This window comes from Streptomyces diastaticus subsp. diastaticus, from assembly GCF_011170125.1.
In the GTDB taxonomy this organism is placed as follows: domain Bacteria; phylum Actinomycetota; class Actinomycetes; order Streptomycetales; family Streptomycetaceae; genus Streptomyces; species Streptomyces diastaticus.
The window spans coordinates 2,237,636-2,250,462 of record NZ_BLLN01000005.1; the positions used below are offsets into that span (position 1 = coordinate 2,237,636).

Here is a 12,827-nt window from a genome sequence, read left to right on the forward strand (position 1 = left end):
TCAGCGCATCTTGGGATCGAGGGCGTTGCGGACCGCATCGCCGAACATGAGGAACGACAGCACCGTGATCGCGACCATGACGGACGGGATCATCAGGACGTACGGCGCGTTGCGCAGCTGGTCCTTGCCGGACGCGACGTCGATACCCCACGAGACCGTCGGCTCGGCGAGACCGATACCGAGGTACGAGAGGGTCGCCTCGGCACCGATGTAGCCGCCGAGCGCGATGGTGGCGACCACGATGATCGGCGCCATGGCGTTGGGCAGGATGTGCTTGAACATGATCCGGCTGGTGGAGGCACCCAGAGCCCGGGCCGCCACCACGTAGTCGGACTGCTTGATGGTGATCACCGCGCCGCGGGCGACACGGGCGATCTGCGTCCAGCCGAGGAAGGCCAGGGCGAGGATGACCACCCAGACGGCGCGCTCCTCGAAGGTGGTCAGGATGACCATGGCGCCGACGATGAACGGCACACCGAAGAAGACGTCGGTGATGCGCGAGAGCACGCTGTCCACCCAGCCGCCGAAGTAGCCGGCGATCATGCCGACGATGGTGCCGATGACCGTCACCGCGAGGGTGACGACGACGCCGACGGCGATCGAGGCGCGGGCTCCGTGCACCACCCGGGCGTAGATGGAGCGGCCCTGCGGGTCGTATCCGAACCAGTCGGCCTGGAAGAAGTGGGACCAGTTCGGGGGCTGGAGGAAGTGGTTCTTCAGGTCGGCGTCGCGCGGGGAGGCGTCGGTGAACAGGCTCGGCCAGATCGCCATGACGATCAGGAAGAGGATCAGCAGCGCGGAGACGATGAAGAGCGGGCTGCGCCTCAGGTCGTGCCAGGCGTCCGACCAGAGCGAACGCGGCTTGCCGGGCGCGGGACCGGCGTCCAGCGTCAGCGGGACCTCGGTGGAGGAAGGCATCACGGCCTTCTCCTCGGTCTTCTTTTCCAGGTCTGCGGTCTTGTCAGGCATACCGGATCCTCGGGTCCAGGACCGCGTAAAGCAGGTCGACGATCAGGCTGGCGAGGAGGTAGACGATCACGATGACGGTGACGACGCCGACGACGGTCGCTCCCTCGCGGTGGCCCAGAGCCTCGTAGATGAGTCCACCGACGCCCTTGATGTTGAAGATGCCCTCGGTGACGATCGCACCGCCCATGAGGGAGCCGATGTCGGTGCCGAGGAAGGTGACCACGGGGATCAGCGAGTTGCGCATCAGGTGGACGCCGATGATGCGGCGCTTGGGCAGTCCCTTGGCGACCGCTGTACGCATGTAGTCGGCTCGCAGGTTCTCCGCGATCGAGGTACGGGTGAGCCGCGCCACGTACGCCAGGGAGAGCGAGGCCAGCACCATGGCCGGCATCAGCATCTCGTCCCAGGAGGGTTCGAGTCCGACGTTGGGGGGAACCAGTCCGAGCTTGAACGAGAAGACGAACTGCGCCGTGTAACCGGTCACGAAGGACGGGACGGCGATGAGCAGCAGGGTGAGACCGAGCAGGCCGCGGTCGCGGACCGAGTTCGGCTTGAGGCCGGCGATCAGGCCGAGCAGGATGCCGGCGACCACGATGAAGGTGAACGCGAAGAGCGCCAGCTGGATCGTGATCGGGTAGGCGTCGAGAATGACCTCGGAGATGGGGCGCTGGCTCGCGATCTGCGTGCCGAAGTCGCCCTGGAAGACGTTCCCGATGTACGAGGCGTACTGCACCAGGATCGGCCGGTCGAGGCCGAGTTCGGCCTTGAGCGCGGCGATCTGTGCCTGGTCGACGGCCTGCTCTCCCGCCAGCGCTCTCACGGGGTCGCCGGGCAGCGCGAACATCATCAGGAAGATCAGCAAGGTTGACCCGATGAAGACCGGGATCATCTGGAGCAGTCGTCGTGCGACATAACGCCCCATGGGGTGCCTCCGTGTGGATAACTGGGGCCGGGGGCCGTCCCCGAACGTACGGGAACGGCCCCCGGTCCCCCCGGCACCGGGTCAGCGGCCCGGTGCCGGGGTGATGGCCGAAGTGGGGAATTGGCCCGTGGGCGCGCTTACTTGACCGTGACCTCGGTGACCTCGAAGTCACCGTGGAAGTCGACCTTGACGTTGTCGACGTCCTTGCTGTGGCCACCGTTGATCTGGTACGTCCAGAGCGGGATGGCGGGCATCTTCTCGACCAGGACCTTCTCGGCCTCCTGGTAGAGCTTGATGGACTCCTCCAGCGTCTTGGCGTTGTCGCCCTTCTTGAACAGGTCGTCGACCTCCTTGTCGGAGAATCGACCGTTGTTCGCCTCGGCCGTGGTGCCGTACAGCTCACGCATGAAGTTGACGTTCAGCGGGTAGTCGGCGACCCAGCCACCGCGGTAGAACGACTTGACCTCGTCGTTGTCGCGCGCCTCGAGGTCGGTGGCGAAGTCGGGCTTGGCGTCGCCGAGGCACTCGACCCCGGTGGCGTTGCGGATGGACTCGCAGACCGCGGTCACCCACTCCTTGTGCCCACCGTCGGTGTTGTACTGGATGAAGATCTTGTTGTCCGGCACACCACCGCCTTCCTTGATGAGCTTCTTCGCCTCGTCCGGGTTGTAGTCGAACACCTCGGTGTCGAGGTCCTGGTTGCCCTTGACCTGCGGCGGGGTGAAGCTCTTCGCCGGCTTGCGGGTGTTGTTGAGGACGGTCTTGGTGATCGTCTCGCGGTCGATCGCCATCGACAGGCCCTGCATGACCTTGGGGTCGACGTCCTTCCACTGCTTCGTGTAGAAGGCGGGGACGATCGACTGGACGGCCGCGTACTCCTGCTCGACGGCGCCGTCACCGAGGTCGGACTTGTACTTCGGCAGGTCCTTCGGGCCGACCTGGCGGATCATGTCCAGGTTGCCGGAGAGGACGTCCTGGTAGGCGGCCTCGACGGTGGCGTAGTTCTTGAACTGGACGCCCTTGTTCTTGGCCTTGTTCGGACCGGTGTAGTCCGCGTTGGCCTTGACCTGGATGAGCTTGCGGTGCGTCCACTTCTCGAACGAGTACGGGCCGTTGCCGACCGGCTTCTGGCCGAACGCCTTCGGGTCGTCGAAGAAGACCTTGGGCAGCGGGGCCCAGGTGGCGTAGCCGAGCTTGTACTCGAAGTACGGGACCGGCTTGTCGAGCTCGATGGTGAAGGTGGTGTCGTCCACGGCCTTCAGGCCGGACATCTCCTTGGCCTTGGGCTTGGCGCCCTCACCGTCGGGGTGGACGTCCTCGTAGCCCTTGATGTCCTCGAACCAGAACGCGTTCTGCATCTTGTTCTCGATGTTCGCGGACCAGTTCCACGCATCGATGTAGGACTGGGAGGTGACGGGGGTGCCGTCGTGGAACTTCCAGCCCTTCTTCAGCTTCACCGTCCAGGTCTTCGAGTCCTTGGTCTCGATCGACTCGGCGTTGGTGTAGACGATGTTGCCCTCGGAGTCGAAGTCCAGGAGCTGGGTGAAGAGCGACTGGATGACGTACGAGCCGAGGGTCTCGTTGGTGTCGGCCGGGATCAGGGCCTTCTGCGGCTCGCCGACGTCGATCGAGACGTAGCCGGCGGGCTTGCCCGACGCCTTCGGCTTGTCGCCACCGTCGTCGTTGCCACCGCAGGCGGTCGCGGCCAGGGCGACGACTATCGCACCCGCGACCCACTTGGCGCTCTTGGCACCACGCATGGGTTCCTCCTCATGAGTCCACTTGTTCACTGCGAGAGAGGGCACAGGACGATCCGCCGACACCCCTGACGGCGAAGATCGAGTGCCCCAGTGTGCTCGTGAGTCGGCGCTCCCCACAGCGCGTGACCCATTGACCCGAGCTCTACGCGCTCAACTATTAGCCATGGTGTTCGGCCCGACCACACCCTTTTGGTCTCGGTTCGATCACACCTGACACTCACAACTTCCAAAATCCGGACAAACCGATCCGAGATAGATGGTTGCGAAACGGACTCGTTACACATCTATCGGGCGTGACTGTCCGGATAGCGGACACTCCGGCCTGGAAATCCGGTTGCCGGGCCACGGAGAGGCGACCGTCGCCGCGCGCGCGGCGGTCGGCTGGCGGGCCGCGCCGCCGCGAGGACTGTGAGCATCTTTCAGCCCGCGCCCGCGAAACGCATCCCCTTCGCCCAACTCCGCGGCCGCGAAAGGCCGGTGCCCGGCACCGCACCACCCGTGAGGGGGCGCGGTGCCGGGCACCGTCGGGCCGGCGGTGCGGCTCAGCCGTGCTTGGCCTTGGAGGCGGCGCGGGCGCGGGTACGCGCGTCCAGGTTCACCTTGCGGATGCGGACCGACTCCGGCGTCACCTCGACGCACTCGTCGTCGCGGCAGAACTCCAGCGACTGCTCCAGGGAGAGCTTGCGCGGCGGCACCAGCGACTCGGTGACGTCGGCGGTGGAGGAGCGCATGTTGGTGAGCTTCTTCTCCTTGGTGATGTTGACGTCCATGTCGTCGGCGCGGGAGTTCTCGCCGACGATCATGCCCTCGTACACCTCGGTGCCGGGCTCGACGAAGAGCACACCGCGCTCCTGGAGGTTGGTCATCGCGAAAGCGGTGACCGAACCGGCGCGGTCGGCCACCAGCGAGCCGTTGTTGCGGGTCTTCAGCTCGCCGAACCACGGCTCGTGGCCCTCGTGGATCGAGTGGGCGATACCGGTGCCGCGGGTGTTGGTGAGGAACTCCGTGCGGAAGCCGATGAGGCCGCGGGAGGGGACGATGAACTCCATGCGGACCCAGCCGGAGCCGTGGTTCGACATGTTGTCCATGCGGCCCTTGCGGGTGCCCATGAGCTGCGTGACGGCGCCCATGTGCTCCTCGGGCACGTCGATGGTGATGCGCTCGATCGGCTCGTGGACCTTGCCGTCCACGTCCTTGGTGACCACCTGCGGCTTGCCGACGGTCAGCTCGTACCCCTCGCGGCGCATCTGCTCGACCAGGATGGCCAGCGCCAGCTCGCCGCGGCCCTGCACCTCCCAGGCGTCGGGGCGCTCGGTGTCGAGGACGCGGAGCGAGACGTTGCCGATCAGCTCGCGGTCCAGCCGGTCCTTGACCTGGCGGGCGGTGACCTTGCGGTCCTTGACGGCCGCCTTGGCGTCGGCGCCCTTGCCGGTGCCGCCTCGGCCGACGAGCGGGGAGGTGTTGGTGCCGACGGTCATCGAGATCGCGGGCTCGTCCACCGTGATCAGGGGCAGCGCGACCGGGTTCTCCGGGTCGGCCAGCGTCTCGCCGATCATGATGTCCGGGATACCGGCGACGGCGCAGATGTCACCGGGGCCCGCCTTCTCGGCCGGCTTGCGGGTGAGCGCCTCGGTCATCATCAGCTCGGAGATGCGGACGCTGGAGACGGTGCCGTCGCGCTTGATCCAGGCGACGGTCTGGCCCTTCTTCAGCTCGCCCTGCTCGACCCGGAGCAGCGCGATACGGCCGAGGAAGTTGTCGGCGTCCAGGTTGGTGACGTGCGCCTGGAGCGGGGCGGCCTCGTCGTACCGGGGGGCGGGGACGGTCTCCAGCAGGGTGGTGAAGAACGGCTCCATGTTCTGGCTGTCGGGCGGGACGGTGCCGTCCTCCGGCTTGGTCAGCGACGCGACGCCGTCCCGGGCGCAGGCGTAGACGATCGGGAACTCGATCTGCTCCTCGTCGGCGTCCAGGTCGAGGAAGAGGTCGTACGTCTCGTTGACGACCTCGTCGATGCGGGAGTCCGGGCGGTCCGTCTTGTTGATGCACAGGATGACCGGCATCCGGGCCGCGAGCGCCTTGCGGAGCACGAAGCGGGTCTGCGGAAGCGGGCCCTCGGAGGCGTCCACGAGCAGCACCACGGCGTCGACCATCGACAGACCACGCTCCACCTCGCCACCGAAGTCGGCGTGGCCGGGGGTGTCGATGATGTTGATCGTGATCGGGTCCCCGCCGTCTTTGGGGTGGTACTTCACCGCCGTGTTCTTGGCGAGGATCGTGATGCCCTTCTCACGCTCCAGGTCGTTGGAGTCCATGACCCGGTCGTCGACCGAATCGAGCTGGTGGGCGGCGAAGCCGCCCGCCTGCTTGAGCATGGCGTCGACCAGAGTGGTCTTCCCGTGGTCGACGTGGGCGACGATGGCGACGTTACGGATGTCGTGACGCGTGGGCATGCTTGCTAGCGCTTCTCTCGGATCGGGGAATCAGGCGTCTCGTCCTTCGTACGCCAAGCCGGGCGGAGCCGCCACGGCTTCGTCCCATGGTACGGGGCGCGGACAACCCCCGCCGAACACAGGGCTTCCGGGGGCCGGCGGCACCGTGGCGGCCGGATCGCGTGCGGCACCGCCGACGGCGTCCGGAGGCGGGGTCGGTGCCGCGGGCCGGCGATCCTGCCCGGGGACTTCGGTTCCCGCCCGGAGCCGGCCGGGCCGTCGTCCGCCCAGCAGAGCGGGCCGGCGGCCCGGGCGGTGGCGTCCGCGCTGGTCAGGGCGGACCGCGGCGCTGCGCGCCCGCGCCGTCCACGATCCGGCTCGGCGCCTGTCCGCGGGCCTCGGCCGGGCCCCGCACTCCGGCCGGGACCGCACGGTGACGGCGGTGGCGCGGGCCCACTCGACGGGTACCGCCGTCGCGGAACGCGACGCCGTCGCCGTCCGCTCTTGCGACGTGCGGATCACGTCCGCGCGGCCCGGCGCCGGCGGCCGGACACGCGGTCCCGCGGCGGCGCGGGGCACGCCCCGGGGCGCGACACCGCCGGCCCGGAGCTTGGGGGATCCGGGCCGGCGGGTGGGGTGGGGGGAATCCGTAGAGCGTCGGCCTGGTCAAGGGGCCGGAACGACCTTGCCCGCCGGGCGGGCCGGCGGGCAAGGGAGTTGAGCCAGTTCTGAGGTGCGGGTTCCGGGCGCGGTCAGGAACCGGTCTCGCGGTTCCGCGCCCCGGGCTCGACGCCCTTCTTCAGGAAGCCGATGTCCTGGTAGCGCGGGGTCGCGAAGCCGAACGCGCCCGCGTTCGCCACCCGGGGCCGGGCCGCGACCAGCTCCGGACGCTGGTAGAGGGGGACCGCTCCGGCGACCGCCCAGATCCGGGCGTCCGCCTCCTTGATCAGCTTCTTCCGGGCGCTGTCGTCCAGCTCGCCGACGGCCTGGTCGAAGAGCTGGTCGATGCGGTCGGTGCCGACCCGGGTGTAGTTCTGCGCGACGTTGAGCGAGCCGTCGGCCGCCGGGACCGGTTTGGCGTGGATGGGGCGGCCGTCGGTGGCCGGGTAGGCCGTCCCCGGCCAGGAGTAGAGCGCCAGGTCGTACTGGCCGGAGGCGACGTGGTCGGTGAAGTAGCCGGAGCTCGGCACCTTCTTCATCGCCGTGGTCACCCCGATCTTCTCCAGCTGCTCCGCGATCTTGTCGGCCACCGCCCGGAGCTGCTCGGTCCCGGCTCCCGAGGGCACCACGAAGCGCAGCGTCAGTTGCTGCCCGTCCTTGGCCGCCGGCCCCGCCGCGCCCTCGGCGTCCGGGCTCCGCGCCTCCTGCGGCGCCGCCGTGCCCTTGGGGGCGTACGCGCCGGGCGGGCCCCCCTGCTGGGCGTGCGCCCCCTGCTCGGCCCTGCTGTCGCCGTCCTGCCGGGCCGCCACGTCGGCCTGGCGCCACAGGGCCGCGCCCTGACCCGCGGCCACCGGGTGCGGCAGCATCGGGCCTCCCCGCTCACCGGGCTTGCCGTCGTCCTCCCCGACGATGTACTCGCCCCCGTCGTCGCCCGGCCGGTCCTCGTTCCCCGAGTCGGTGACGCCCTCGGCCCCCTCTTCGGCCGGCTCCCCGGAGGCCCCGGCGCCCTTGGGGCGCGCCGCGCCCTCGCCCGGCTTCCAGCCCGCCTCGGCGAGCAGGGCGCGCGCCTCGGCGGAGTCCTGCTGCCCGAGCGCGCCGCTCGCGTCCTCGTACGCCTCCTGCCCGGACAGCGCCAGGTGGCTGCCGACCGGCTCGGCGGGCAGGCCCAGCGGCTTCAGCACGGTCTCGGCCAGCTCCTCGCGGTCCAGGGCGCGGGCCACCGCCCGGCGCACCCGCTCGTCGGCGAGCGGGCCGTCCGCGCCGTTCAGCGCGAGCTGGGTGAAGGCCGGCTCCAGCGCCTTGCGGACCTCGTAGGCGCCGAGCGACTTCTGCTCGGAGGCGTACGTGGCGACGGCCTCGCGGGTCTGCTCGCGGGCCACCTGCTCGGCCGCGGCCGCCTCCTGCTCGGTGCCGTGCGCGACCGCCCAGGACATCAGGGCGTCCGCCGGGGTGCGCCCGGCTCCCGGCCCGTGGGCCAGGGGCCCCCTGGCGCCCTTGTCCCGCCCGGCCAGCGAGATCCGCTCCGCCTCGCGGGGGGTCAGCGGCGCCAGGTCGACGCGGCCCGCGGTCAGCGCCTTCGTGCGGTCCTCGGGGGCGACCGCCCGGAAGACCAGTCGGTCGAGCTTGGGCTGGTCGCCCCACCAGCGGGGGTTGCGGTCCAGGGTGATGTCGCCCGTCTTCCGGTCGACCTTCTTCAGGCTGAAGGGACCCGCCGTGTTCTTCAGGGTGCCGCGCGCGCTGTCGTTGAAGGAGTCCGGGGTGCCCATGACGTCCTTCGGGTACAGCGGGGAGAAGAGGCTGCGCCACTCCGCGTAGGGCTTGTCGAAGGTGACCTGCACCTCCAGGTCGTCCTTGCCCCGCTCGACCTTGGCGATCCGGTCGTACCCGGCGTTCCTGGCCGTCCAGTACGCCGGGTCCTTGCCGCGCAGGGCGCGCCACTGGGCCGCGAAGTCGGGGGCGCCGACCTCCCGGCCGTCGCTCCACACCGCCTTCTGGTTCAGCCGGTAGACCACGACCTGGCGCGGCTCGCGCTCGACCACCTCCGCGGACTCCAGGTAGTCCGGGTTGGCCTGCGGGCGGCCCCGGTCGTCCAGGGTGAACAGGGCCGGCAGGACGGCGCCGGCCACCCGGTTCGTCGCGCCGTCCGCGTCCGCCTGGTACGCGTTGAGGGTGCCCGGAACGGCGTCGATCGCCCAGGCCAGGGTGGAGCCGTCGGCGACCAGGTCGCGGCCGGCGGGTTCGATGTCCTGGCGGGCTGCCGGAACGTTTCCTTCCTCGGACGCGCCGCACGCCGCGACGGCCGGGAGTGCGAGGACTCCGGTCGTCAGGAGCGCGACCGAACGCCGTCTTGCGCCGTCGTGGAACATGGGGCGTACCTCCGGGGGTCACCGGGATTTGATCACGTTTGGCGGTATATGGAGCTGATCACATCTATCGCCACGGAACGCCTCCGGCGCGGGCCGACCCCGCCGACACGCCGTACCCGGCCACGGGTTCCACCCGTGCGGACCCCCTCGCACGCCGGCCGCGCCGTGGTCCGGGGTGCGCGCCGCCCGTCCGCGCGGGTATCCGGGGTGCGCGCCGCCCGTCCGCGCGGGTAGCTGACGGCCCCGGCCGGCGGCATCCGGGCCCGCCCGGGTGCGAGGCCGCCCCGGGGCCCGCGCCGGGCCGGGCGGGCTCGTCCACGGGGACCCCCCACGTTGAGCGGAGTTTCCCTCCGCCCCGCTCGCCACCAGGATCCCGTCGCCCTACCCTCCGAAGGAGCGGTCGAGCACGGCGAAGGGTGGCACGGTGCGGGCGGACCTGATCCTGCCGATCCTGGTGCTCGCCGCCGCGCTGGCCGCCGCCGTGTACTCGTACCGCGGGCGCAGGCGCCGGGTCAGCACCCGGACCACCCCGGGGGGCTCCGAGATGTGGGGAGCGGGCGGGGACACCCGCACTCCGGCGCTCTCCCCGGCGGAGGCCCTGGCACACGCGGAGGACGCGATCCGGATCAGGGCGGCCCAGGTGGCGGCCGCCTCCCCCGACGCACCGCCGGCCGCGCTGGCCGCCGCCGAGGCCGCCCTGACGACCGCCCGTACGGAACTGGCGGAGGCCCGGCGGCAGTGGGCGAAGGGCGAGGACCCGGCGGCGGTGCGCGAGCACAGCACACGGGCCGACGCCGTCCTGAAGGCGGAGGCCCCCGCGTTCGCCGCGCTCAGAAGAGGCTGAGCAGCGCCTCGGTCGGGTCGGGCGCCTCTCCGCCGTCGGGCAGCGCCAGCTCGAACCAGACGGTCTTGCCCCGGGGCGTGCGCCGCGCGCCCCAGGACGCGCTGAGCAACCCGACGAGCTGGAGCCCGCGCCCGCCCTCGTCGGTGTCCCGGGCCCGGCGGCGCCGCGGCTGGACCAGCCCGGCGTCCCAGACCTCGCAGACCAGGGTGCGGTCGAGGAGCAGCCGGAGCCGGATCTCCCCCTCGCCGTACCGCAGGGCGTTGGTGACGAGTTCGCTGACGAGGAGTTCGACGGTGTCCACGAGGGCGTCGAGGCCCCAGCCCTCCAGCTGGGTGCGGGCCAGTTCGCGGGCGCGGCCGACCGACCTGGGTTCGCGCGGCAGCGTCCAGTCGCCGACGTTCCCGGCGGGCAGTCCCTGGACCCGCGCCATGAGCAGGGCGATGTCGTCCTCGCCGTGGTGGGTGTCGAGGGTGGAGAGCACGTGGTCGCAGACGTCCTCGAGCGGCAGCTCCGGCCCGGTGAGGGCGGCGCGGAAGGCGCTCAGGCCGTCGTCCAGGGTCTGGTCGCGGGACTCCACGAGGCCGTCGGTGTAGAGGGCGAGCAGGGCCCCTTCGGGCAGCTCCACCTCGACCTCCTCGAAGGGCTCCCCGCCGACGCCGAGCGGCAGGCCCGGCGGCACGTCGAGGAGGAGGGCGGGTTCGCCGGGTTCGCCCGGTTCCACGACGACGGGCGGCAGGTGTCCGGCGTTGGCGAAGGTGACGCGCCGGGTGACGGCGTCGTAGACCGCGTAGACGCAGGTGGCGAGGTAGACCTCGGAGAGGTCGGCGTCGCGGTTCTGGAGGGCGGCGCGGGTGGACTGCTGGGAGCCGGGGCCGCGCGCGGGGGCACCGAGGCCGCGGGCGATCTCGTCCAGGTGGGAGAGGACCTCGGCCGGTTCGAGGTCGAGCAGCGCGAGGGTGCGGACGGCGGTGCGCAGTTCGCCCATGGCGACGGCGGCGCGCAGGCCGCGGCCCATCACGTCGCCGATGACCAGGGCGGTGCGGTGGCCGGGGAGTTCGATGACGTCGAACCAGTCGCCGCCGACCTCGGTGGCCGCGTTGCCCGGCAGGTACCGGCAGGCGATGTCCAGTCCGGACGCCTCGGGGGCGCCCGGCGGCAGCAGGCTGCGCTGGAGGATGAGGGCGCGCTCGTGCTCGCGGCGGTAGAGGCGGGCGTTGTCGATGCAGACGGCGGTGCGCGCGGCGAGTTCGGTGGCCAGTGCCCGGTCGCGCTCGCTGAAGGGCTCGCTTCCCTTGGTGCGGGAGAACTTGACCAGGCCGACCACGGTGTCCCGGGCGACGAGCGGCACGGCGAGGGTGGAGTGGACGAGGCCGGTGGAGCCTTCGACGTTCTGGGCGCGGGCGGTGCGCAGCGCGGTGGCGCAGGGCGAGCCGGGCGCGTAGTGGTGGACGGAGTTGACCGGGACGGGCGCCGTGCCGGGGCGGCCCGCCTCGTCGCCGATGCCGGGGCTGAAGGGGGTGTCGGCGACGGCGCTGGAGAAGGCGACGCGGCGCAGGTCGGCGCCGACCCGGCCGCCGTCGGCGGTGGACTGGCCCCACAGGCTCTGCGGCGCCTCGTCACCCTCCAGAAGCGCCTGGTAGAGGTCGACGGAGGCGAGGTCGCAGAAGGCGGGGACCGTGACGTCCAGGAGTTCGCGGGCGGTGGTGTCCAGGTCGAGGCTGGTGCCGATGCGGGAGGCGGCGTCATTGAGCAGGGCGAGGTTGCGCCGGGCGTGGGCGGCTTCGCGGGCGGCGGCGTCGCGGCGGGTGACGTCGGTGCCGATGGCGGCGACGCCGAGGGGTCGTCCGGCGCCGTCGTGGACGCGGTAGAGGTTGACCGACCAGTGGCGCCGCTCGCCGGGGTCGGTGGCGGGCCCCGCGAGCTGGAGGTCGTTGACCGGGTCGCCGGTGTCCAGGACGCGACGCAGGGCGGCGCTGAGCCGGTCGGCCTCGCGCGGCGGCAGGTAGTCCTCGGCGGCCCTGCCCCGGTGGGCCTCGGCGTGGCCGCCGAAGACGGAGGCGAACCGCTGGTTGGCCCGCTGGATGCGCAGGTCGGGGCCGAAGACGAGGAATCCGATGGGGGATTGGCCGAAAATCGCCTCCGAGGCGGCCAGTCCCGACTCGATGCTCCGCAGGGTGCGGACGTCGACCACGATGCAGACGGCGGCCCGGTCGCCCGCCTCGGTGCGGGTGGGCATCACGTAGATCTCGGCCACCCCTTCGCGCGTCGCGGCCGCCGGAGGGTCGTCGGGTGCGGTGCGGGTGGTCACCGGTTCCGTGCCGGGTGCGGCGGCCGCGGAGTCACCGGCGCGGGGCGCGGGCAGCCGGACGGGCAGGACGCCGGTCCACTCCTTGCCGTCGAGAATCTCGGCCATCTTGCGGTGGCCGCGTTCGCGCAGGTGCCCGGGGACGAAGGCCTCGATGGGGTCGCGGCCCAGGACGTCCTGGGCGCGGATGCCGAAGATGCGCTCGGCGCGGTCGCTCCACTGGTCGACCAGCCCGTCGGGGCCGATCGAGAAGGAGGCGACCTTGATGTAGTCGTAGATCGACCCGGGTGGGCTGCTCTGCCACACGATCCGGCCCGCCGGCTCCTGGTGAGCCGTGGCCTTCGCTGGTATCTCGCTCACGCGAACCGTCCCCTCCAGCTCACCGCCCCCGGACCCGGTTACCGGGGCAGCTGACCGCAGTATCCAGCACTACGGCGCGACATCACATCTCGTTCACGATCACAGCACGGTCTCGACGCTTTCAGGCCGGGTCCGGCCTGCCGGGCGCCCTCGAGTCCGACGCACTGACACTCCTAACCATGGGGAACGCCCTCCTAACCTCGCGCGGCCCA

Annotated in this window: 7 protein-coding genes; 1 reads left to right on the forward strand and 6 read right to left on the reverse strand. The window is 71.3% G+C overall.

Annotated features, from left to right (window positions below; genetic code table 11):
• From Sdia_RS26980 to Sdia_RS27000, 5 genes are all read right to left on the reverse strand, one after another.
• Nucleotides 1–969: an ABC transporter permease gene (locus Sdia_RS26980; protein WP_100454519.1), complete on the reverse strand. Its 969-nt coding sequence runs from the start codon at nt 967–969 to the stop codon at nt 1–3.
• Nucleotides 962–1,891, reverse strand: a complete 930-nt coding sequence (locus Sdia_RS26985; protein ID WP_100454517.1) for an ABC transporter permease — start codon at nt 1,889–1,891, stop codon at nt 962–964. The genes Sdia_RS26980 and Sdia_RS26985 overlap by 8 nt, the downstream gene beginning before the upstream one ends.
• 137 nt (nt 1,892–2,028) lie before the next feature.
• Nucleotides 2,029–3,651, reverse strand: coding sequence for a peptide ABC transporter substrate-binding protein (locus tag Sdia_RS26990; RefSeq protein WP_100454516.1), 1,623 nt, complete (start codon nt 3,649–3,651; stop codon nt 2,029–2,031).
• A gap of 542 nt (nt 3,652–4,193) precedes the next feature.
• Nucleotides 4,194–6,101 (reverse strand): translational GTPase TypA, encoded by a 1,908-nt coding sequence (gene typA, locus Sdia_RS26995; RefSeq protein WP_100454514.1) that lies wholly within the window; start codon nt 6,099–6,101, stop codon nt 4,194–4,196.
• 731 nt (nt 6,102–6,832) lie between these two features.
• Nucleotides 6,833–9,106 carry an ABC transporter substrate-binding protein gene (locus tag Sdia_RS27000; RefSeq protein ID WP_100454513.1) on the reverse strand — a complete coding sequence of 758 codons (2,274 nt, stop codon included), beginning with the start codon at nt 9,104–9,106 and terminating at the stop codon, nt 6,833–6,835.
• Nucleotides 9,107–9,530: 424 nt separating this feature from the next.
• Here Sdia_RS27000 and Sdia_RS27005 point away from each other — a divergent pair, with 424 nt between their 5' ends.
• Complete coding sequence (locus tag Sdia_RS27005) at nt 9,531–9,950, forward strand: hypothetical protein (RefSeq protein ID WP_100454511.1); 420 nt, start codon at nt 9,531–9,533, stop codon at nt 9,948–9,950.
• Here the strand turns inward: Sdia_RS27005 and Sdia_RS27010 are convergent.
• A complete protein-coding gene (locus Sdia_RS27010) occupies nt 9,937–12,615 on the reverse strand; it encodes a SpoIIE family protein phosphatase (RefSeq protein ID WP_100454508.1) in 2,679 nt (892 codons plus the stop codon). The genes Sdia_RS27005 and Sdia_RS27010 overlap by 14 nt on opposite strands.
• Between the last annotated feature and the right edge of the window lie 212 nt (nt 12,616–12,827).